The organism is Methylocella silvestris (genome assembly GCF_002891535.1).
Lineage (GTDB): Bacteria > Pseudomonadota > Alphaproteobacteria > Rhizobiales > Beijerinckiaceae > Methylocapsa > Methylocapsa silvestris_A.
Window position 1 is genome coordinate 118642 of the sequence record NZ_PDZR01000002.1, and the last position, 22068, is coordinate 140709.

16 protein-coding genes are annotated in these 22068 nt (G+C 62.9%); 5 read left to right on the forward strand and 11 right to left on the reverse strand.

Annotated elements, in window-relative coordinates; genetic code table 11:
* Window positions 1-290: 290 nt before the first annotated feature.
* Window positions 291-488, forward strand: a complete 198-nt coding sequence (locus CR492_RS03960) for a hypothetical protein (RefSeq protein ID WP_102842442.1) — start codon at window positions 291-293, stop codon at window positions 486-488.
* A 187-nt stretch (window positions 489-675) separates the two neighbouring features.
* Here CR492_RS03960 and CR492_RS03965 read toward each other — a convergent pair whose 3' ends face one another.
* The 4 genes from CR492_RS03965 to CR492_RS03980 form a co-directional block, all read right to left on the reverse strand.
* Window positions 676-3960, reverse strand: coding sequence for an efflux RND transporter permease subunit (locus CR492_RS03965; RefSeq protein WP_102842443.1), 3285 nt, complete (start codon window positions 3958-3960; stop codon window positions 676-678).
* A gap of 1 nt (window position 3961) precedes the next feature.
* Complete coding sequence (locus tag CR492_RS03970) at window positions 3962-7072, reverse strand: MdtB/MuxB family multidrug efflux RND transporter permease subunit (RefSeq protein ID WP_102842444.1); 3111 nt, start codon at window positions 7070-7072, stop codon at window positions 3962-3964.
* 46 nt (window positions 7073-7118) lie between these two features.
* Complete coding sequence (locus CR492_RS03975; protein WP_102842445.1) at window positions 7119-8468, reverse strand: efflux RND transporter periplasmic adaptor subunit; 1350 nt, start codon at window positions 8466-8468, stop codon at window positions 7119-7121.
* 270 nt (window positions 8469-8738) lie between these two features.
* Window positions 8739-10211, reverse strand: a complete 1473-nt coding sequence (locus tag CR492_RS03980) for an efflux transporter outer membrane subunit (RefSeq protein ID WP_102842446.1) — start codon at window positions 10209-10211, stop codon at window positions 8739-8741.
* Between the two features lie 313 nt (window positions 10212-10524).
* Here CR492_RS03980 and CR492_RS03985 point away from each other — a divergent pair, with 313 nt between their 5' ends.
* A complete protein-coding gene (locus tag CR492_RS03985; RefSeq protein WP_245411955.1) occupies window positions 10525-11412 on the forward strand; it encodes a sulfite oxidase heme-binding subunit YedZ in 888 nt (295 codons plus the stop codon).
* On the opposite strand, the gene CR492_RS03990 is transcribed toward CR492_RS03985, so the two are convergent.
* The 7 genes from CR492_RS03990 to CR492_RS04015 all read right to left on the reverse strand — a co-directional run bounded on the left by CR492_RS03990 (window position 11372) and on the right by CR492_RS04015 (window position 17657).
* Window positions 11372-11710 carry a hypothetical protein gene (locus CR492_RS03990; protein WP_102842447.1) on the reverse strand — a complete coding sequence of 113 codons (339 nt, stop codon included), beginning with the start codon at window positions 11708-11710 and terminating at the stop codon, window positions 11372-11374. The two genes, CR492_RS03985 and CR492_RS03990, sit on opposite strands and share 41 nt — an antisense overlap.
* 323 nt (window positions 11711-12033) lie before the next feature.
* Window positions 12034-12966 carry a ribose-phosphate pyrophosphokinase gene (locus CR492_RS03995; protein WP_102842448.1) on the reverse strand — a complete coding sequence of 311 codons (933 nt, stop codon included), beginning with the start codon at window positions 12964-12966 and terminating at the stop codon, window positions 12034-12036.
* Between the two features lie 210 nt (window positions 12967-13176).
* A complete protein-coding gene (locus CR492_RS04000) occupies window positions 13177-13584 on the reverse strand; it encodes a DUF2147 domain-containing protein (protein WP_102842449.1) in 408 nt (135 codons plus the stop codon).
* 291 nt (window positions 13585-13875) lie between these two features.
* On the reverse strand, window positions 13876-14106 hold the full coding sequence (locus CR492_RS04005) for a hypothetical protein (protein WP_102842450.1): 231 nt from the start codon (window positions 14104-14106) through the stop codon (window positions 13876-13878).
* A gap of 32 nt (window positions 14107-14138) precedes the next feature.
* Complete coding sequence (locus tag CR492_RS20395; RefSeq protein WP_146030162.1) at window positions 14139-14387, reverse strand: hypothetical protein; 249 nt, start codon at window positions 14385-14387, stop codon at window positions 14139-14141.
* Between the two features lie 826 nt (window positions 14388-15213).
* On the reverse strand, window positions 15214-16209 hold the full coding sequence (gene cysK, locus CR492_RS04010; protein ID WP_102842451.1) for a cysteine synthase A: 996 nt from the start codon (window positions 16207-16209) through the stop codon (window positions 15214-15216).
* A gap of 137 nt (window positions 16210-16346) precedes the next feature.
* On the reverse strand, window positions 16347-17657 hold the full coding sequence (locus CR492_RS04015) for an O-acetylhomoserine aminocarboxypropyltransferase/cysteine synthase family protein (RefSeq protein WP_102842452.1): 1311 nt from the start codon (window positions 17655-17657) through the stop codon (window positions 16347-16349).
* A 686-nt stretch (window positions 17658-18343) separates the two neighbouring features.
* Here CR492_RS04015 and CR492_RS04020 point away from each other — a divergent pair.
* The 3 genes from CR492_RS04020 to greB all read left to right on the forward strand — a co-directional run bounded on the left by CR492_RS04020 (window position 18344) and on the right by greB (window position 22001).
* The gene (locus tag CR492_RS04020) at window positions 18344-19348 is read left to right on the forward strand and encodes an acetyl-CoA carboxylase carboxyltransferase subunit alpha (protein WP_102842557.1); all 1005 of its coding nucleotides are present in this window, start codon (window positions 18344-18346) and stop codon (window positions 19346-19348) included.
* Between the two features lie 569 nt (window positions 19349-19917).
* Complete coding sequence (locus tag CR492_RS04025; RefSeq protein ID WP_102842453.1) at window positions 19918-21270, forward strand: L,D-transpeptidase family protein; 1353 nt, start codon at window positions 19918-19920, stop codon at window positions 21268-21270.
* A 185-nt stretch (window positions 21271-21455) separates the two neighbouring features.
* Complete coding sequence (gene greB, locus CR492_RS04030) at window positions 21456-22001, forward strand: transcription elongation factor GreB (RefSeq protein ID WP_102842454.1); 546 nt, start codon at window positions 21456-21458, stop codon at window positions 21999-22001.
* Window positions 22002-22068: the final 67 nt, after the last annotated feature.

The window sequence follows — 22068 nt, forward strand, 5'->3', positions numbered from 1 at the left end:
TTGAAGTCAGGGACGAGCCACCGATCTCGGGTCTGCCCGAGATCGGCATGATGGACGGTCAGGTCGGGTAGACGCGACCGGACTGGCGCCGCTGCAGGCGGGCTTCGCTCCTTGAGTTCAAAATCTCGATGCGCTTTCCTGCCGCCATGCGCTGAATGGCTTTCTCTGCGCACGCGCGCCTTAAGTGGCGATCCGATTTGAAATCGCGCGCGCGTGGATCTTATACTGAGGACGCGCACCGCAGACAGTCTATTCTCCGAAAATCCACCAGCGAACCACAGGAGCCCACCATGGCCGACATCGAACAGATCGAAATGGAGCGCCATCGCGGGCAGCTCGCGGGAGACGTTAAAAAGCTCGTCGAAAAATATCGCGCTATCTTCGACTGGGACGTGCCGGACATCGATCAGGCCGCCGCCGACAGGCTGATCCTCGCCGAAATCCGCACGGCGCTCAGCGCGGTCGAGACCGAGATCGCCGCCAAATAGCTCTGCTCCACGGAAGCGGGGGCATGATTGGATCTGCCACTCAGCTTTCGTTACCTTTTGTTTTCCCGACAAAAGCAATCCAGCTCGCAGTCCGTGAAATCCATCGTATTGAGCCGCCGACAAGATAGATTTGCGGGCGCCGTGACGTCTGATCGCTTTTACCCAGATCAACTGGACGGCGCCGTCTTCAGCCAGCGTGGTCTGTCGTCGGCGTTGCGAGGCGCGGAAAGAGCCGGCGCCAGCGCTCCTTCGCGGCAAGGCGGAAGCTGTCCATGTAGAGGTAGATAACCGGCGTCGTGTAAAGCGTCAGCATTTGGCTGACGATCAGCCCGCCGACGATGGCGACGCCGAGCGGCCGGCGCATTTCGGCGCCTTCGCCGGCGCTGAGCGCGAGCGGCGCGGCGCCGAGGATTGCCGCGAAGGTCGTCATCATGATCGGCCGGAAACGCAAAAGGCAGGCCTCGAAGATCGATTCCCTTGGGCTGAGGCCCCGCAAGCGCTCGGCCGCCAGGGCGAAGTCGATCATCATGATCGCGTTCTTCTTGACGATGCCGATCAGCAAGATCACGCCGATCATGGCGATGACGCTGAATTCGAGACGAAAGCCCATCAGCGCCAGCACCGCTCCGACGCCGGCCGACGGCAGAGTCGACAGGATCGTGATCGGATGGATGAAGCTCTCATATAGAATGCCAAGCACGATGTAGACCGTCGCGAGCGCCGCCAGAAACAGCACGGCCTGATTGCCAAGCGAGGACTGAAAGGCCTGCGCCGCGCCCTGCGGCACGCCGCGGATCGACGCCGGCATGCCGATTTGCGCCGACGCCTTGTTGATTTCCGTAATCGCCTGACCGAGCGAGGCGCCGGGACGCAGATTGAAGGAGAGCGTGCTGGCGACGAAGAGCCCTTGATGATTGATGTTGAGGGAGGTTTTGCCCGACTCGAAATGCGCCATCGCCGCCAGCGGAATCATTTTTTCCCGCGACGTGCTGACGGCGGCGCCGGCGGAGGCGCTCGACTTGCCGCTTGAAGCGATCGCATTTGTCGCGGCGTTGCGCGCGGAATTGTCCACCGACTGCGTCGCGGCCGTCCCGCTAGAGGTCGCAGCGCTGGTCACGGTTCCGGACGGCAGGGCGCTTTGCGCGGAGCCGCTGGGATTGCCGCCGGCCGGGCTGACGTAAATGTCTTTCAGGATCGAGGGGTCCTGCCAATAGCGCGGCGCGACCTCCATCACGACATGATATTGGTTGACGGCGGAAAAGATCGTTGAAACCTGGCGCTGCCCGAAAGCGTCGTAAAGCGTCTGCGAGATTTCGTTCATGCTGACGCCAAGCCGTGCGGCGGCGTCGCGATCGATGACGATCTGAGAGGCGAGGCCGCCCTGTTGCTGATCGGCGTTGATGTCGGCGATCACGCGGCTGCCCCGCAGAGCCTCGACCAGCTTCGGCGCGAAGCGGTAGATCTCATTCGCATCGTCGCCCTGCAGCGTATATTGATATTGCGCATTGCCGAGGCGTCCGCCCATGCGCAGATCCTGCACGGCTTGCAGATAGAGCGTAACGCCCGGCACGGTCGCGAGTTTGACGCGCAGGCGCGCAATCACCTCATCGGCCGAAGCGTCGCGTTGCGCCCGCGGCTTCAGGCTGATGAAGGATCGTCCGGAATTGGTTTCGCTGCCGCCGGTGAAACCGACGATGCTTTCGACGGCCGGATCGGCGCGGACGATGTCCTGCAGCTGGCGCAGTTTCTCCCGCATAGCCTGGAACGAGATGCTCTGATCCGCCACGATCGAGCCCATGATGCGGCCGGTGTCGACCTGCGGGAAGAAGCCCTTGGGGATGATCGTGAACAGTGAAATATTGAGGCAGATGGTGGCGAACAGCGCCAGCATGATGAAGCCGCTGTGGCGGAGCGCCCAGCCGAGCGTGCGGCCGTAGCCGCGCTGAAGCGCCGCCAGCGGATCGAAGCGGCGCCCGGCCCCCTCCCGCGCCGACCGCACCCGCAAGACCAGCGAGCACATCATCGGCGTCAGCGTCAGCGACAGCACGAGCGAAATGATGATAGCGAAGGTGAGGGTCAGCGCGAATTCGCGGAACAGACGCCCGATGATGCCGCCCATGAACAGGATCGGGATGAATACGGCGACCAGCGAGACGCTGATCGAAATGACGGTGAAGCCGACCTCGCGCGCGCCGGCGAGCGCCGCCTCGCGCGGCCGCGCGCCCGCCTCGATATGGCGCGCGATATTCTCGAGAACGACGATGGCGTCGTCGACGACGAAGCCGGTCGCGATCGTCAGCGCCATCAGCGAGAGAATATTGAGGCTGAAGCCCGCAAGATACATGGCCCCGAACGCGCCGACGATCGACAGCGGCGTCACCACCGCGGGAACGGACGCCGAACGCCAGTCGTGCAGGAACAGGAAAACGATCAGCGTGACGAGAGCGATCGAGAACAGGAGCGTTCGCTCGGTGTCCTGCAGCGAGGCGCGGATCGTGTTGCTCCTGTCGCCGGTAACGATCATGTCGACGTCGGCGGGCATCGCCGCGCGCAGATGCGTCAACTCGGCCTTGATCGCATCGACCGTGCGGATGATGTTCGCCCCGGGCTCCGGGGAGACGATGACGAGAACGCCGGTTGAGCCGTTGATGAACCCTTCATTGCGCAGATCCTCGATGGAATCGACGACCTCGGCGACGTCGGTAAGGCGCACCGGCGCGCCATCGCGGTAGGCGATCACGAGATTGCGGTAGTCGGCGGCGACATTCGCCTGATCGTTGGTGTAGATCTGAAAATGGCGGTCGTCGCCCTCGATCGCGCCTTTCGGACTGTTCGCGTTGGCGGCGGCCAGCGCGGCGCGGACATCTTCGAGGCCTATGCCATATTTCGACAGCGAATGCGGGTTGATCTCGACGCGGACGGCGGGCAGCGCGGATCCGGCGATAGACGCCTGACCGACGCCCTCGAGCTGTGACAGGCGCGGCTGCAGGATGTTGGTGGCCAGGTCATACATCTGGCCGGCCGTCTTCGTTTTCGAGGTCAGCCCGAGCACGAGCATCGGCGCGTCAGCGGGGTTTAACTTGCGGTACGTTGGATTGCTGCGCAGGCTCGTCGGCAAATCAGCGCGCGCCGCATTGATCGCGCCCTGAATGTCGCGCGCGGCGCCATTGATGTCGCGGTCGATATCGAATTGCAGCGTGATGGAGGTGAGGCCAATCGTGCTGCGCGAGGTCATTTCGGTGACGGAGGCGATCTGGCCGAGCGAGCGCTCGAGCGGACTGGCGACGCTTGAGGCGACCGTTTCCGGGCTCGCGCCCGGCAGCACGGCGGACACAGAGATCGTCGGGAAATCGACCTGCGGCAAGGGCGAGACGGGCAGATTCAGAAAGCCGAGCACGCCCGCAAGGCCGATCCCTACGGCGATCAGAATCGTCGCGACCGGACGCCGAATGAAGGGCGCCGAGATATTCACCTCAGGCGCCCTCCTCGATGATCGCGCCCGGCGCCTCGCGCCGACTGAAGCGGCTCGCGAGCCGGTCAAAATAAAGATAGATGACCGGCGTTGTGAACAGGGTCAGCACCTGGCTGACGATGAGGCCGCCGACGATGGAAACGCCAAGCGGCTGGCGCAGCTCCGAGCCGACGCCCTGCCCGAGCATCAGAGGCAGCGCGCCGAGCAGGGCCGCCATGGTGGTCATCAGGATCGGCCGGAAACGCAACAGACAAGCCTCGAAGATAGCGTCTTCCGGCGACAGCCCCCGGTTGCGCTCGGCGTCAAGAGCGAAGTCGATCATCATGATCGCGTTCTTCTTGACGATGCCGATGAGCAGGATGACGCCGATGACGGCGACAACGTCGAGCTCGAAGCCGAAGGCGATCAAGGCCAGCAGCGCGCCGACGCCGGCCGATGGCAGAGTGGAGAGAATCGTCACCGGGTGGATGAAGCTCTCATAGAGCACGCCAAGGACGATATACATGGTGACGACAGCGGCGATGATGAGGAACAGCTCGTTGGAGGTCGAGGCGGAGAAGGCGCGGGCGGACCCTTGCAACGACACGGTGAAGCTGTTTGGCAGGCCGATCTCGGTCTGCGCCGCGTCGATCGCCTTGACGGCCGCATCGATCGAATAGCCGGGGGCGGTATTGAACGATATCGAGGCCGCGGAAAACTGGTTGAGATGGCTGATCAGCAGCGGCTTCTCGGTCTGCTCGAAATGGGCGATAGCCGACAACGGCACCTGTCCCTGCGTCGAAGAGGCGGACGAGGGCAAATACAGCGAATCGAGATACGAGAGATCGCGCTGCAGCTTCGGATCGACCTCGAGAATGACGCGATACTGGTTCGATTGCGTGAAGATGGTCGAGACGATGCGCTGGCCGTAGGCGTCGTAGAGGGCGTTGTCGACGCTGGCCAGGGTGATGCCAAAGCGCGCCGCCGTAGCGCGGTCGACGACGAGGTCGACCGCCTGCCCGCGCGCCTGCGCATTGCTAGCGACGTCGGTCAGCGCCGGCGATCGATGCAGACGGTCGATCAGGCGCGGGAGCCATTCTGTGAGTTCGGCCGGGTTGGCGTTTTGCAAAATGAAGCTGTATTGCGCCCGGCCAATGGTTGAATCGACGGTGAGATCCTGCACCGGCTGCAGAAACAGCTGCGCGCCGGGAATCTTCGCGACCTCCGTCTGCAGCCGGCGAATCACGTCGCGCGCGCCGACGCGCTCGTCGCGCGGCTTCAGATTGATAAGAAACCGGCCGCTGTTCAGCGTCGGATTGTCGCCGTCGACGCCGATGAAGGAGCTGACGCTGGCGACTGCTCCGTCCTTCGAAATCGTCTCCGCCATCCGCATTTGCAGCTTGGACATGGCGTCGAAGGAAATTCCCTGCGCGCCTTCCGACACGCCCTGGATCATGCCTGTGTCCTGCGCCGGGAAAAATCCCTTCGGAATGACGATATAAAGAGCGACGGTCAGGCCGAGGGTCGCGATGGCGACGAAGAGCGTCAGCGGTTGGTGACGCAGGACGATCCGGAGCAGCCGGCCATAAAAGGCGATGACGGCGTTGAACGCGCGCTCGGCCCAAAGATCGAGGCGGCTGCGCTGGCTCTCGGGGCGATGGCGGATAAGGCGGGCGCACATCATCGGCACGAGAGTCAGCGAGACGACCGCCGAAATGATGATGGTGACCGCGAGGGTGATGGCGAATTCATGGAACAGCCGGCCGATGACATCGCCCATGAACAACAGCGGGATCAGCACGGCAAGCAGCGAAACCGTCAATGAAATGATGGTGAAGCCGATCTGGTGCGAGCCCTTCAGCGCGGCCTCCAGCGGCTCGTCGCCGTCCTCGACATAGCGGCTGATGTTCTCGATCATCACGATGGCGTCGTCGACGACGAATCCGGTCGAAATCGTGAGCGCCATCAGCGACAGATTGTCGAGGCTGAAGCCGAGCAGATACATGGCGACCAGCGTGCCGACGAGCGACAGCGGCACCGAGAGGCTCGGGATGATCGTCGCCGGCACATTGCGCAGGAAAACGAAGATCACTGCGACGACCAGCGCCACTGAAATGCCGAGCTCGACCTGCACATCCGCCACCGAGGCGCGGATCGTGGTGGTGCGGTCGCTCAAAATCGTAATGTCGACCGCGGCCGGCAAGGTGGAGCGCAAGGTTGGCAGCAGCTTCTGCACGCTGTCGGCGACGGCGATGACATTCGCGCCGGGTTGACGACGAACATTGATGATGATCGCCGGTTCGCCATTGGCCCAGGCTCTGAGCTTGGTGTTTTCGGGGCCGTCGACGATTGTCGCGACGTCGCTGAGCCGCACCGGCGCATTGTTGCGGTAGGCGATGACGATGTTGCGATAATCCTTGATCGAGGTCAGCTGATCATTGGCCGTGATCGTCGAGGATTGATGCGGGCCGTCGAAACCGCCTTTCGGCGCGTTCACATTGGCGTTGGAGATCGTGGAGCGCAGATCGTCGATGTTCAGGCCATAGGCCGCAAGCGCCTGCGGGTTGAACTGGATGCGGATCGCGGGTCGCTGGCCGCCGCTGATGGTGACCTGGCCGACGCCCGGCAATTGCGCGATCTTCTGGGCGATCCGCGTTTCGCTGACATCCTGAAGACCCGTCAGGGACAGAGTCTGCGAGGTCACCGCGAGCGTCAGGATTGGCGCGTCTGCGGGATTGACCTTGGAGTAGATCGGCGGCGCCGGCAGATCCGCCGGCAAAAGGCTATTGGCGGCGTTGATCGCCGCCTGCACCTGCTGCTCGGCGACATCGAGGGTCAGATTGAGGTTGAACTGCAGCGTGACGACCGAGGCCCCGGCGGAGCTCGACGAGGTCATCTGGTTGAGGCCCGGCATCTGCCCGAGCTGGCGCTCCAGCGGCGCGGTCACCGCCGAAGTCATGACCTCCGGGCTCGCGCCGGGCAGGAAGGTGCGCACCTCGATCGTCGGATAGTCGACTTCCGGCAGCGCGGCGAGCGGCAGGAACCGATAGGCGACCGCGCCAGCGATGAGAATCGCCGCCATCAGCAGCGATGTCGCGACCGGACGCAGGATGAATAATCGCGAGGGGTTCATCAGCCAAACCGTGCGACGACGTCAGGACTTGTCTGCGCGCCGACCGTCATTGCGCCCCCGGCTGCTGCCCGTGACGCCCGGAGCCGCGCCCGGATTTGCCCCCGGGCGTCGCGGCGGCATCTTTTGCCGGGGCGTCGGTGGCGACGCCGTCAATGGCGGCGATGGACACTTCGGCCTCGTCGCGCAGCCTGTCCGTCCCGTCGACGACGACGTGGTCGCCCGGCGCCAGCCCGGAGGTTATCGCCACGCGGCCGCCTTCCTGCGGACCAAGCGTCACCTTGCGCATGACAACCTTGTTGTCCGCGCCGACGAGATAGACATAGGTCCCGGGCGCGCCGCGCTGGATCGCCGTCACCGGAACGATCACGGCGTCGTGCAAGGTGTCGATCAGAAGCTGCGCGTTGACGAACTGGTTCGGAAACAGTTTGTCGTCGAGATTGTCGAATTCGGCGCGGATCTTGACGGTGCCCGTCGTGGCGTCGATCTGATTGTCGATATTTGAAAGCTTGCCGGTCGCAAGCTTGTTCACATAGGCGCGGTCGAAAATGGAGACCGTGAGTTCGGCGCCTGTCTTCAGCCGGTCGAGGATGGCCTGGAGCTCATCCTCCGGCACCGTGAAGATCACGGAGATCGGGTGCAGCTGGGTGATGACCGCGATGCCGGAATCGCTCGTTTGCACGTAGTTGCCGGGATCGACGAGGCGAAGGCCGACGCGGCCGTCGAGCGGAGACACGATGCGGGCATAGGTGAGATTGAGCGTCTGCGCGTCGATCTGCGCCTGATCCGTCTTGAGCGATCCCTCATATTGCTTGACGAGATAGATCTGATCCTCGGCGGTCTGGCGGGCGATCGAATCCTGTTTCAGCAACGTCTGGAAGCGCTTCATATTATTGCGCGCCTGATCGAGCAGGCCCTGGTCGCGGTCGCGTTGCCCTTCATATTGCTCTTTGGAGACCTGATAGGGTCGCGGATCGATCTGCGCCAGAAAATCGCCCTTCTTCACGAGCTGGCCTTCCTTGAAGCCAACATCGATCAGCTGTCCGTTGATCTGCGTCTTCACGGTCACATTGGCGAGAGGCGTCACCGTCCCAAGCCCGCTGACGAGAATGTTTATGTCGCCCTTCGCCACTGTTGCGACGCCGACCGGCTGCGCCTGGGCCGCCTGCGGCGCGGGCCCTGTGGCGCTCGAATGGTCGGTCGTGACGAAGCGATAGGTTCCGAAAGCGATCAGCGCCGCGAGCACGATCAGGATCGCGCGCCGCAGCGTCGATCTGGCCGGGGCCGTCGGCGCGTCCGGCTGGGGCGGCGCAGAGCCCTTCTTGGGCGCCCTCGCCTCCTCGCGAAGATAAACCGGATCGAGAGGGTCTTCGCCCGGCGGCCGGGTGCGATCATCCATGAGATTGGTCCAAAGCTGAGCTTCGCGTTAGAGAATTCACCCGATTATCGCAGCGGGCAAATGACCGGGCCGTGTCCGCAATATGAGATCTTCGCCAGCATTCGCCAGGCGCGGCGGCCCAACCGCCAGGGACTCGGTTGCGGCGACGCACAAATCTCGCGGCTCAATGAAACATAATGATGGCGGATCTCTAATCAATTCTTTGTAGTGATTAACGTTCTTTTGATTTGCCAACTTGCGATCGGCTCCGCGCGCGATGGTTGGCGTTGGCTATAAACGGGGCAGCAGCGGGTTGGAGTCCTCAAGGTCAGTGATCGCCGGAAGCTGCCGAACGTCCCAGCCGCCGCCAAGGGCCTCGATCAGCTGGACCGTGGCCAAAAATCGATTCTGCCGGATGGTCAGCGCTGAGGTCTGGTTGGTGAGCAATTGCGACTGGGCGACGACAACAGCCGTGAAGGCGACCGTGCCGGCGGAATATTGGTTGAGCAGAACGTCCACCTCTTCCTGCGCCGCCCTGACCGCGTCATCCTGAACCTTGGCCTGCTGCGCCAACAGGCGCAGGGCGACGAGTTGATCCTCGACTCCCTGAAACGCCGAGAGCACCGTCTGCCTGTAATTGGCGACGCTTTGATCATAGGTCGCACGCGCCGCGTCGACCGTGGCGCTGCGCAATCCGCCGTCGAATACTGTCTGGGCCGCCGCCACGCCGACGCTCCACGCCTCATTGGCGAGAGACACGGCGAGCGGTCCGCGGCCGGCGAAGCCGAACGCGCCCGAGAGGCTGATATCCGGATAATAGGCCGCGATAGCGACGCCGATCAGGGCGTTTTGCGCCTGCATGGAGCGCTCGGCCGAGGCGATATCAGGCCGGCGTTCGAGCAGAACCGAGGGCAGACTGACCGGAACCGTCGGCGGCGTCATCTTGAACGGCGCAACCGCGATGTTGAGTTCGGCCGGCGGTCTGCCGATCAGCACCGCGATCGCATGCTCGTATTGCGCGCGGGCGATGCCGGCGTTGATCGCTTCCGCCTGCGTGTTGTAAAGCTGCGCCTGAGCCGTCGCGACATCCGCTTTGGAGACGGTTCCGGCCGCATACTGGCGCTGCGTAATCTCCAGCGTGCGCTGAAATTCCTTTGCGGTGCGCTCGAGCAAATCCTTTAGCGCATCGGAGGCGCGAAGGTTGAAATAGGCCGTCGCGAGCAAGGATTGCGAGGAAAGCGTCGTATTGGCGAGATCCGCAGCGGAAAGCTGCGCGCCCGCCGCATTGTTTTCGATCGAGCGCCGCACCTGACCCCAGATGTCCGGCGTCCAGCTGGCGTTGGCCGTCAGGTCCGAAGTAAACAGGGTGGAGGAGCTGCCGGTGTTGAACCCGCTCGTCTTGCTTCCGCTATGCGCTCCGGTTCCGGAATAATTGACGGAGACCGTGGGGAACAGCCCTGCCTGCGCTTCGCGTACGAGCGATTTCGCGGTGCGATAGGCGCCCTCGGCGCCGATCACATTCTGGTTCGAGATCGACACCTGGCTGATGAGCGAATCAAGCGTTTTATCCCGGAACGGGGCCCACCATTGGCCGCGATCGGCGCCGTCAAGAGGCGTCGCCGTCTTCCAGCCCTTCAGCTCCTTATAGCGGATGGGGGTGGGAGCCGAGGGCTTCACATAGTCGGGGCCGACAGCGCAGCCGCAAAGGCCGACCGCCAGCGCCGCGATGGAAGCCAGGGCTGGAAACGGGGCGCGAAGAGTCAATCAGCCTCGCTTATTCGTCGTAGAGGTCAAAACGCGCGTTCCCAAAGGTCAGTCGCTCCTTAGCGCCGCCCGCTCACCGGATCCGCCGACGCAAAGGCCATGGCTGCGGTTCCGTGGTCGTTAGCAACATAGCGTGGCGCGAGCAAGGCTGGGCAAGCCGTGCAAGCGTGGCGCCTTCCTAACGATGCGCTTAGGAGGCGAAGCAAAGGCCCCTAAAATATCAATAAGATGTGATGCTAGATCAAACACGGCCTGAAACAACAAGGCGCGCGGAAACGAAGTAGGATCAACGCCGCAAAGGAGCTCGCGCGAAGTGCCGTTACTGTGGACCCCTCTCACCGACCGCGCCGGCCGGTTCGCGCCGTTGAAATGCGCCGCGCTGGCGGCGACGCTAGCGCCTGCGCTGTGGATCGCAATATCCGCTGTCGAGGGACGGCTTGGCTCCCGCCCGGTCATGGAGGCGATCCACCAGACGGGGTTATGGGCCGTGCGGATGCTCGCCCTGACGCTGGCCGTGACGCCGTTGCGGCTCGCGACGCGGTGGCCGAAGCTTGTCTCGATCCGGCGGATTCTCGGGGTGTCCGTGCTCGCCTACGCGATTTTGCATGTCGGGCTGTTCGCCTATGACCAGCATTTCGCCGCGCTACATATCGCCTCCGAAATCGTCAAGCGGCTGTATCTGACGATTGGCTTTGTCGCGCTCGTGCTTCTTTGCCTGCTCGGCGCGACCTCGACGGACAGGATGATTGCGCGGCTCGGATCGCGGCAATGGACGCGCTTGCACCGCGTCATCTATGCGATCGCGGCGCTGGCGAGCGTGCATTTTTTCATGCAGTCCAAGCTGGACATCACGCAGCCGACGATCATGGCTGGAATTTTTGCGCTTCTCTTCTGCTATCGTCTTTTCGCGGCGCGTTCGGGCGGCGATCTCTCCGCTCTCAGCGTCGCCGCGCTCGCCTTGGGCGCGGCGACGGCGACCGCGCTCGGGGAGGCGCTGTGGTTTGCCGTTTCGGCGGGAGCTCCACTCGCGCTTGTGCTCGCCGCGAATTTCGATTTTTCCTACATGGCCCGGCCGGCCTGGTATGTGCTGGCGGCGGGGCTCGTTCTCTTCGCCGCGCGGCTGTCGAGACCGGTCTTCGCGCCACGCTCGGCGGCTGCGGTCAGACGGCGCGCGCTTGGCGACGCCAAGGCTTCGGGGTGAAGGGCTCGGGGGTGAAGGGGTCGGGACCGCCCGGCTGCGGGCCAATTATTTGCGTCAAGGCGCTGTCCGGCGCGGAGGCAGGAGCGACCGGCGCGAGATGCGGCTTTATCGGCAGGCTGCCGTGCTTGGCGAGGTAGCGGGCGGTTTTCTCCGCCGCGGCGGGATCCTCGAAGCGCTGGCCTTCCATTGCGTTGAACATTTGCGAAGCGGCGAAAAAATTGAACGATCCGTCGCGTCCGTCCCGCGCGACGATGCCGGCGGTTCGGCCGCCAATCTGGATCACATAGGCGTCGGGCATTTTGGAGGCCTCTCAGCTTCGCTCAAGCCAATAATACACTAAATTTATAGACTAATGTCAATGCGATACTCAAATGGCAACGCAAAATGCGTTCCACTTCTCCCCGCTCGACCGCTTCGAAAAGTGACACAAGAATGTTGCGCGAGGCTGGTTGTTCCGAGCGTAAAATAAATTGAGAAAATTTGATTTGCTTCAGGTCAAACGGCAGCCGCGCAACCAAACCGCGACGGCAAACGCTGTTACACAAGAATGCTACAGTCGTGCGTCACCGCGCGACGCGCCGTTTCGCACAGCCCGCTCTCGCCGGAAGACGGATCGGCGCGTCAGTCGAACAGGCTTGAGACGCTTTCTTCCTTGGCGATTCGTGTGATGGCTTCGCCGATGAGGGGGGCGACGGAGACGATCCGGATATTTTTCGAAACGCGGATCGCCTCCGTCGAGGAGATCGTGTCCGTCAGCACCAGCTCTTTCAGACTCGAGGCCGAGATGCGCGCGGCGGCGCCGCCGGAGAGCACGCCGTGGGTGATATAGGCGTAGACCGCGATCGCGCCCTCGGCGCGCAGCGCGTCGGCGGCGTTGCACAGCGTGCCGCCGGAATCGACGATGTCGTCGATCAGGATGCAGACCTTGCCGGCGACGTCGCCGATGATGTTCATCACCTCGGATTCGCCGGCGCGCTCGCGCCGCTTGTCGACGATGGCGAGCGGCGCGTCGATGCGCTTGGCCAGCGCCCTTGCGCGCACGACGCCGCCGACGTCGGGCGAGACGACCATCAGATTGCCTTTCGGCAGCCGCGCCTCGATGTCGCGCACCAGCACCGGGGCGGCGAACAGATTGTCGGTCGGGATGTCGAAGAAGCCCTGGATCTGGCCGGCGTGCAGATCGACGGTGAGGACGCGGTCGGCGCCGGCTCTCGTGATCAGATTGGCGACGAGCTTGGCCGAAATCGGCGTGCGCGGGCCGGCCTTGCGGTCCTGCCTTGCGTAGCCGAAATAGGGAATGACCGCGGTGATGCGGCGGGCCGAGGCGCGGCGCAGCGCGTCGGTCATGATCAGCGCCTCCATCAGATGATCATTGGTCGGATAGGAAGTCGACTGGACGATGAAGGCGTCCTGGCCGCGGACGTTTTCCTGGATCTCGACAAAGATCTCCATGTCGGCGAAGCGGCGCACCTGACATTTGGTCAGGGCGACGCCAAGATAGGCGGCGATCGCCTCGGCAAGAGGACGATTGGAGTTGCCCGCCAGAATTTTCATGAGCGCAATGATCCCGCTAAAGCACGATGAGGTCGGATTTTATCATCCAAAATCAGGAACGTGATCGACCCCAGCGGTCAGAGCGTCGCGCTTTCAGGCGCAATGCTTTTGCCGCCGATGCTCTCTCTTACGCATTGCGCCGGTGTCGGCGCAATGGCAAAGCTCGCGATGTTCTGGGACAGGAAGAAACGGGAGTTTTGCGGCCGCGCGCTATCTAACGCGGGTCCATGTTTCCGAGCCGCAGACTCCGCCATTCGCGCCGCAACCCTTGATTTCCAGCGAGCGTTCGCCGCTCTGCGTCACGGTGGCGTTATAAAGCAGGCCATCTTCGGCGTTATAGGTCGTGCCGGTCCAGACATTGTTGCCGGACGGCCTCAGATTAATCAAAACCTCGATGCCGAGGACGGAACGATTGCGCTTGGCGGGATCCGGATTGCGCTCGTCTTTGCCGGGCGCGCCCTTCGTCGAGGCGACGAAACCGCATAGGCCTGCGCCACATTTCTTGATGCGCACGGTTGCGCCCCCGTCTGCGACTCGCCAATCGCCGATCGGATCAGCGCTGGCCGCGCCGGCAAAAAGGGTGACGAGGGCAAAGGCTGTCAGGACAACGCGCTTCATATTTCCTCCAACTTCATTCTCTGCCGGGCGGCGCGACTATAGCCGCGCGCACGGCGCTGTCGAGGTTGAACTCGATCTGCGCGATCATGTTCGCGCAGGAACGCGGAGGCATAAGGCATGGCGCGGCGGAGTGTAACTAAAATCAGCTTTTAGCCGGCGAAGGCGAACTCGCCGCCGCAAAGGCCGCGATCCGAAGGGCGGCGGGGCCGCCTCTTGCGCTCAAAGCAAAAAGGCCAAAACTCCCCGACGTCCGAAGCCGGCGGACGGCGTTTGGCGGCGGCTGCGACCCGTCTATGGGTGCGAGGCCCAGAGGCCGCGGCGGGCCAGCGAAAGAGCGGGAAGAAGGCTCGCCATCAATGACGCGACATAGCCAAATTGCACGGCACCGAGAATCATCAGGCCGTTGCCGCAGGATGACCAGAAAGAGTGCGCAAAGATGCCGGGATCCGTCATCGCCAAAGCAATCATCACACCGCTCGCGGGAAACAGAACATAGACCCTGAAGAAACGGCCGAGAATCATGCCTAATAATGCGCCAACCAGAAGTAAGTTTATCATTCGATGCCTCCCGATATTTTTCTTAGTCTTTTTATCTTGTCGTTGTCTTGATTTCCCGCAATCTGCTCCAAACACAGGCGAAGCAAAAGCCTCATTTTGCGGCAATCCAACGCCAGTAGGGCGCCGCCGCTCCAACCGTCGATCCCCTCGCGCGAACGCAGGGCCGTACCGAACGCTGTCAACGCGGCATAAAACAGCCGCGACGCTTCAATTAGCCCAGCTTTGGACGGGGGATCACCGATCACCCCGAATCCTCACCGCCCTGTTGTAACTCTCGTTAAAATAGAACCGACGTCCTCTTTCCCGCAAGCCGAATTTGATCGGTCGCTTTGGAGATGACCTAAAATACTGTCGCGAGACCGGGCCATTTACTTGCTGCGACGCAATATAGACAGCTAAAGCCCGAGCGACGCGCTTTGACGGCATCACCGCCATGGAGGGTCAGGCGCGGGCGGAACGCGGGCGTCACCGAGGCGCTGACTGCTGCTGCGCCAGAGCCTTAACTTATTGATAAACAGTTAAGCTTGCGTAATTGCGACAGTCTTCGTTCGACCGGCGCGCGAAGGCTTATTCAACCACGGTTGGGCCCAAGCAGCGCGCGCGCATTGCTAATTCGCAGGTCCCGGCCGCCCCGGGAGTTCTGATTTGGTCAGAATCGCCCCGCTGCAACGCAAAATACCAGCCGTCGCCGGCCAATCCGAATATCGCCTCAATCGACCGGCCGTGCGTCGGGCGCGCGGCTTTTGCAACGGGCGTGGCAATTTTATCTCACAAATAGCGGCGGGTGAGACGGCGTACGGGCGCGGGCGCGGCCATAAAACGGCAATTATAGATCAAATTGGCGATGATCTTCGTCGCGACCAAGGCGGCGGCGAAAAGGAAAAGGTGACGCATGGCGAACCTTTCGGAAAAGTCGCAGCGGCTTGCCCGCAACGCTTGCGCAACGTCGCCTCCGGCCCAGAGGTTCCCATGGCCGGCGCCGGAGAAGCCACCTCTAGGCCCCCGCAAAAAAAATCCGCCGAGGCAAGCCTCGGCGGAACTGCAAGCCAGGCTTTGCCGGCAAGCTGCGGTTCAGAGCCCTTCGAACAGGGCCGTCGACAGATATCGCTCGGCAAAGGACGGGATGATGATAACGATCGTCTTGCCTTCGCTCTCGGGCCGCGAGGCGATCTCGATCGCGGCGGCGACCGCGGCTCCGGACGAAATGCCGACGGGAATGCCTTCGAGCCGGGCCAGCAGGCGGGCGGTGTCGAACGCCGTCTGATTGCCGACGGTGACGACCTCGTCGATCACCGACCGATCGAGAATCGAGGGCACGAAGCCTGCGCCAATGCCCTGGATCTTGTGCGGGCCAGCCTGGCCGCCCGACAGCACGGGCGAATCTTCAGGCTCGACCGCGACGATTTTCAGGCCGGGGCGGCGCGGCTTCAGCACCGTGCCGACGCCGGTGATCGTGCCGCCGGTGCCGACGCCCGCGACGAAAATGTCGACTTCACCCTTGGTGTCGTTCCAGATTTCCTCGGCCGTGGTCTTCTTGTGGATCTCCACATTGGCCGGATTGTCGAATTGTTTCGGGATCCACGAGTCCGGCGTCGAATCCACCAGCTCCTGCGCTTTGGCGATCGCGCCCTTCATGCCTTGCGCGGCGGGCGTCAGCACCAGTTCGGCGCCGAGCAACGCAAGCATCTTGCGGCGCTCGATCGACATCGATTCTGGCATGACGAGAATGAGTTTATATCCGCGCGCCGCGGCGACGAAAGCGAGCGCAATGCCGGTGTTGCCGGACGTCGGCTCAATCAGCGTCGTTTTGCCGGGCGTGATCTTGCCTTCGGCTTCGAGCGTCGTGATCATATGTTCGCCGATGCGGTCCTTGACGCTCGCCAGCGGATTGAAAAATTCAAGCTTGGCGAGAAGGCGGGCTTTGAGGCCTTTTGCCTGTTCGATCTTGCCGAGCCGCACCAGCGGCGTATCGCCAATCGTGTCAGTAATCGACTCGTAAATGCGTCCACGTCCCGGGACGTGGTCAGCTACGGCCGTTTCGGCCGGCCGGACAGCGCTCTGCGCCATGGGTGTGCTCCATCATTATCGGTTCAAGCCGCGTCTTGCGGCGAAATCGGCGCGTTCGTTCATCTTGACCGGCGATCGCCTCGCGGCGGCACTCTATAAAGTCTAGTAAATCTGTCAACATTAACGCGCCATCAAATCTAGGCGGCGCGCGACAGTCCCGTCGCCGTCGCCAGCGCCTGATCGAGATCGGCGATAATATCATCGATATGCTCGACTCCGACAGACAGGCGCACATAGCCGGGCGTCACGCCAGTCGCCAGCTGATCCTTGCCAGAGAGTTGGGAATGCGTCGTTGTCGCCGGGTGGATGGCGAGGCTTCGCGAGTCGCCGATATTAGCGACGTGATAGAAGAGTTCCAGCGCGTCGATGAATTTGCGGCCTTCCTCGGCGTTCGACAGTTCGAAGCCGACGAGACCGCCATAGCCGCCCTTGAGATAGCGGTCGGCCCGCTCCCGCGTCAAGCCGGTCTGCAACGAGGGATAGATCACGGTCTTGACCCCGGCGTGGCGGGAAAGATGGCGGGCGACCGCTTCAGCGTTGCTGACATGCCGCTCGATCCGTAGAGGCAGGCTCTCGATCCCCTGCAACAGCAAAAAGGCGTTGAAGGGAGAGAGCGCCGCGCCGATATCGCGGAGCAATGTGGTGCGCGCCTTGATGATATAGGCGACGGGGCCGATCGGCTTCACCGCCTCGGTCCAGACGGCGCCATGATAACTCGGGTCCGGCGTATTGAGCGCGGGCTGGCGCTCCTTATGGCCTTCCCAATCGAAATTGCCGCCATCGACGATCAGGCCGCCGATCGAATTGCCATGGCCGCCAAGATATTTGGTGGCCGAATAGACCACGATCGCGGCGCCGTGGTCGAGCGGGCGGCAGAGGATCGGCGCGGCGGTATTGTCGACGATGAGCGGAATGCCAAGGGCGCGGCCGATCGCGGCGATTTCGGCGATCGGCAGGACGGTCAATTTCGGGTTCGGCAGCGTCTCCGCGTAATAGGCCCTGGTACGTGCGTCGGTCGCGCGCCGAAACGCCTCGGGGTCGTCCGGATCGACGAACCGGACCTCAATGCCTTGATCTTTCAAGGTGTTGGCGAAGAGATTCCAGGTGCCGCCATAAAGATCCGTCGCGCTGACGATATTGTCGCCTGCACGGGCGAGGTTTTGTACGGCGAAGGCCGAGGCCGCCTGCCCGGAGGCCAGCGCCAGTGCGGCGACCCCGCCCTCAATCGCCGCCACGCGCTGCTCCAGCACGTCGAGAGTCGGGTTGCCGATGCGGGTGTATATATTGCCAAGCTCGCGCAGCGCAAAAAGGTCCGCGGCGTGCTGCGTGTCGCGGAACTGGTAGGATGTGGTCTGATAGATCGGCACGGCGACGGCGCCGGTCGCGGGGTCGGCGCGCCAGCCGGCGTGCAGGGCGAGAGTCTCCGGCTTGTTTGTCGGGCGGGGCATGCGGCGTCTCCTTTTCTTTGCGGCCGGCGCAGCGGGCGCTCTCTTCTTGGCGGAGATTATTAAAGACTAAAAAGTCAGAGGCGAGGGCGCCCGCGCAGAGCGTCGCTCCCGGCGGCGGCGGCCTTTCGTCCGGCGGCCGTCGCTTCCCCATGGCGCTCGGCTCTTTCGTCCGGCGGTGCTACGGGCGCCCGCTCGCGGATTCGGACACGGGAAGAGACGGTGACAGAGGCGGGAAAATTCTGAAGCAGCATACGGTCGTCGTTCAAGGCCATGAATTCGGGTCCGGCAGGTGGTTTTGCAGAGGGATTAAAGTCTCGCGGAGCGGAGAGGCGCGCCCGGCGCGCCTCTCCGCATCTGCTGCGATTGATCGGGCCCCCGGGCATCGCTCGCCGTCGGCTTTTGCCAATGCCTGGAGATTAGTTGATAAAATTTGTGAAGTAAAGACTTTGGGGCGTTTCAGGACGCAGGAGATCGCAATTCCACGGGCTGTCTAGGCTCCTTTGATGAAGGAATTATTGCGTGGAGGCAATTGCTCCTCGCGGCCTCGCGCCTTGTTGATGTCTCGAGCCAAAAATCAGATCGTTTTCGGCAAAGGCCGCGTCCGCTTGCGCCAGTTTCAGCAATTCCTTGACTTCGGGGAGCGAAATCGCCAGTTTCCGCCCTCCCCGGCAACCGATTATTTGACCATGACCTTTCCCGTTTCTCCGCAAGATCAGGCCGCGCTGCGGCCGGCCTCGGCGCGGAGCTATCTCGATTTCGAAAAGCCTGTCGCCGAACTCGAGGCGAAGGTGCAGGAGCTGCGCTCGCTCGCCGCCGATGGCGAAGGCGTGCAGATCAGCGACGAATTGTTCCGGCTCGAGGGCAAATCGGAAAAGGCGCTGGCCGATCTCTACGCCAGCCTGACGCCCTGGCAGAAGACGCAGGTCGCGCGCCATCCGCAACGCCCGCATTTTACCGATTACGTCAAAGGACTCATCACCGATTTCAGCCCGCTCTCCGGCGACCGGCAGTTTGGCGAGGACGCGGCGCTGATCTGCGGGCTTGGGTGGTTTCGCGGCTATGCCGTTTGCGTGATGGGGCAGGAAAAGGGCACCGACACTGCGGCGCGCATCAAGCATAATTTCGGCATGGCGCGGCCGGAAGGCTATCGCAAGGCAGTGCGCGTGATGCAGCTCGCCGCTCGTTTCAACCTGCCGGTGATTTCGCTGGTCGACACGCCCGGAGCTTTCCCCGGCGTCGATGCGGAAGAGCGCGGCCAGGCCGAAGCCATCGCCCGCGCGACGGACGCCTCCCTTTCGCTGGGGGTGCCGAATATAGCGGCGATCGTCGGCGAAGGCGGATCGGGCGGCGCGATCGCCATCGCCACCTGCAATCGCGTGCTAATGCTGGAGCACGCGATCTATACCGTCGCTTCGCCCGAAGCCTCGGCCTCGATTTTGTGGCGCGACGCGGCAAAAGCCGAAGACGCCGCGACGACCATGAAAATCACGGCGCAGGATCTCTACCGATTCGGGATCATCGACGCGATCATCGCCGAACCCGTCGGCGGCGCGCATCGCGATCCGGCCGCCGCGATTCAGGCGGTGGGCGATGCGGTGCAGCGCGCGCTCGAAGGGCTGCTGCCGCTTTCGCATGAAGAGATCAGGCGCAGCCGCGCCGATAAATTTCTGGCGATCGGCCGCACGGTCTGATCTTGGGCGCTCCGCAAGCGTGGCGCCAAAGCAACGCCCGGCGGGAATCGTGGGCCGCGCATAAGCGCCGGCGTCGGCAGCAGGCTTCAGACAAGGTTAGCGAGAGATAAACGGCGCGGAAACAAAACGCGCCGGCAATGGCCTTTGCGGCCCGGAGCAGCTCGGTTTCCGGGCGCAACGGCATTAACAGCGCCGTTTTTTCGGTTCTTTCGTCGAATTTGCCTCTCAAGCGGCGCAAAACGTCGCAGCTGCCAGGATGACGCGCGGCGTCCTCGCGCCGGGGGAGCCCGGCGGCTTCGCCTCATTGCCGCCGTAGTGCCGGCTGAAGTTGGGTAGGTCCAAGCTCGACCAGCGTTATCGACGGAGCGATTCTGACGGCTAGACTTTTTCAGGCTTCGGCAATGGGCGAATTAGCCTTGGCGCGAGAGCGCCGTTACTGAAAACGCTAAGAGTTTATTTACCGTTTTGTGTAAAATTGCTGGGTCTCAACTCACTTGCGAGGAACGGCCCGGCGCGGTAGACTGCATCTGCATCATGGATGCAAACCTTATAGAACGCGCGAGACGCTCATGAGTTCCAGCCGCGACTTCCCCGTCCGCCTCGGTCTTGTCGCCATGGCCGCCGCCGCCGCCCTTTCCCTCGCCGGCTGCGAAGACACAGGCTTCGACAGCATCAGCGCGCGCGCCAACGCCCCGGTTCCGAAGGAAACCGTTGCTCTGATGACGGAGAAGGGAACGACCCCGAGCGCGCCCGTCCTGATCCGCACGTATAAGAAAGAATCAGAGCTCGAAGTCTGGAAGATGAAGGCGGACGGCAAATATGCGCTGCTCAAGACCTATCCGGTCTGCCGCTGGTCCGGTCAGCTCGGCCCCAAGACGCGCGAAGGCGACCGGCAGGTTCCAGAAGGCTTTTATTCTATCACCCCGGCGCAGATGAAGCCGAATTCGGCCTATTATCTCGCCTTCAACGTCGGTTATCCCAACGCCTATGACCGCGCGCTCGGGCGCGACGGCGGCTCCATCATGGTGCATGGCATCTGCTCCTCGGCGGGCTGTTTCTCCATGACCGACCCGCAGATCGGCGAGATCTACGCCCTCGTCCGCGACGGTTTTTCCGGCGGCCAGCGCGAAATCCAGATGCAGTCTTATCCCTTCCGGATGACCGCCGAGAACATGGCGAAATATCGGGCCGATCCGAATATCGGCTTCTGGAAGCAGCTCAAGGAAGGCTCCGACAATTTCGAGGTGACCAAGCAGCAAGTCGCCGTCGGCGTCTGCAGCAAGCGCTACGTCTTCAACGCCGAGCCGGTCGCCGGCCGCTTCGATCCTTACGGCCCCTGCCCGCAGCTGAAGCAGGATGAAAGCGTGCGCAGCCAGGTCGCGGCCAAGGCCGCCCGCGACGATGTGAAAGTGGCTGAACTCGCGGCGCAGGCGAAGCCGATCCGCACCCTCTACGTCGATGGCGGCCAGCATCCGCAGTTCGCCTCGCTGTCGGCCTTCGCCAGCCGTCCGGAGGCGCTCGCGCGCGGCCCGGTCGACGTCGTGATCGAGGATGTGAAGACGAAATTCGCCTCTGACGACGGCAAGGCCCGCAGGACCCGCGTCTCGCCGGTCGTGCAGATGGCCAAGGCCGCTCCGGCTCCCGCCGCTGCCGCTCCCGCCGTCAAACTGGCCGACGCCGGAGACGTGACGGGCTCGGTGGGCGGCGCTTCCGCCAAGGAGCCGGATCGGCTGGCGATGATTACCGGCTGGTTCGGCGGCAAGAAAACCGAGCCGGTCGCGGCGGTCGCCGCCCAGGAGCCCTTGGTGCCGCAATTCGCCGATGTTCCGACGCCGCCGCAACGCGCCGACGCCTCGGTTAAATCCGCCGCTGCGACCGCCGCGACGGCTGGCCCTGCCGCCGTGGCCCAGATTGTCCGCTAGAGCATTTTCACGAGTTATGGAATCGTAAAAACGCTCTATCCTTGTTTCAACGCATTTTCTTATCGCAAAAGTCTGCAACTTTTGCGGAAAATGCTCTAGCAGGACCCGGCGGATCGCCGGCGCGCCGCGCCCTTCGTCCGCCTGTCGCGCTTGAAGCGGACCGCCGCGCGGTCCATCTTGCTGGCATGAGCAAGGCCTTCACCAAGGAAAGCGAGAGCGACGAGGTCGATCTCGAAGACGAAGCTCCGGCCCTCCCGGCCGGCGTCAAGAACTACATCACGCCGGAAGGGTTGCGGCGGATGCAGGAGGAATTCGATCAGCTTTTCCGGATCGAACGGCCGAAAGTCGTCGAGACGGTGTCCTGGGCCGCGGGTAATGGCGATCGCTCCGAAAATGGCGACTACATTTATGGCAAGCGCCGCCTCCGCGAGATCGATCGCCGCATGCGTTTCTTGCGCAAGAGAATGGAGATCGCCGAAGTCGTCGATCCTGCGCGCCAGACCAATCGCGACCGGGTGTTTTTCGGCGCAAAGGTCGAATATCGGAACGCGCGGAATGAGATGAAGATGCTCCGGATCGTCGGCGTCGACGAGGCGCGCTCCGAGCTCTCCGAAGTCAGCTGGATCTCACCGATCGCAAAATCCCTGCTCAAGGCAGAGGAAGGCGATATGGTCGAGGTGAAAACGCCAAAGGGAACCGAGCGGATCGAAATCGTCAAGATCAGCTACTGACGATCTGCGCCAGCGCCGTTTGCGGCGCATCAAATTGTAACACTCCTCAGCGATATAGTCTGCGTGG

What these genes read in the sequence shown, in the direction of transcription:
- CR492_RS03960 (WP_102842442.1), top strand. Translation starts at nt 291, where the DNA reads ATGGCCGACATCGAACAGATCGAAATGGAGCGCCATCGCGGGCAGCTC.
- CR492_RS03970 (WP_102842444.1), bottom strand. Translation starts at nt 7,072, where the DNA reads ATGAACCCCTCGCGATTATTCATCCTGCGTCCGGTCGCGACATCGCTG.
- CR492_RS03975 (WP_102842445.1), bottom strand. Translation starts at nt 8,468, where the DNA reads ATGGATGATCGCACCCGGCCGCCGGGCGAAGACCCTCTCGATCCGGTT.
- CR492_RS03990 (WP_102842447.1), bottom strand. Translation starts at nt 11,710, where the DNA reads ATGCCCGACGCCTATGTGATCCAGATTGGCGGCCGAACCGCCGGCATC.
- CR492_RS03995 (WP_102842448.1), bottom strand. Translation starts at nt 12,966, where the DNA reads ATGAAAATTCTGGCGGGCAACTCCAATCGTCCTCTTGCCGAGGCGATC.
- CR492_RS04000 (WP_102842449.1), bottom strand. Translation starts at nt 13,584, where the DNA reads ATGAAGCGCGTTGTCCTGACAGCCTTTGCCCTCGTCACCCTTTTTGCC.
- CR492_RS04005 (WP_102842450.1), bottom strand. Translation starts at nt 14,106, where the DNA reads ATGATTCTCGGCCGTTTCTTCAGGGTCTATGTTCTGTTTCCCGCGAGC.
- cysK (WP_102842451.1), bottom strand. Translation starts at nt 16,209, where the DNA reads ATGGCGCAGAGCGCTGTCCGGCCGGCCGAAACGGCCGTAGCTGACCAC.
- CR492_RS04015 (WP_102842452.1), bottom strand. Translation starts at nt 17,657, where the DNA reads ATGCCCCGCCCGACAAACAAGCCGGAGACTCTCGCCCTGCACGCCGGC.
- CR492_RS04020 (WP_102842557.1), top strand. Translation starts at nt 18,344, where the DNA reads ATGACCTTTCCCGTTTCTCCGCAAGATCAGGCCGCGCTGCGGCCGGCC.
- CR492_RS04025 (WP_102842453.1), top strand. Translation starts at nt 19,918, where the DNA reads ATGAGTTCCAGCCGCGACTTCCCCGTCCGCCTCGGTCTTGTCGCCATG.
- greB (WP_102842454.1), top strand. Translation starts at nt 21,456, where the DNA reads ATGAGCAAGGCCTTCACCAAGGAAAGCGAGAGCGACGAGGTCGATCTC.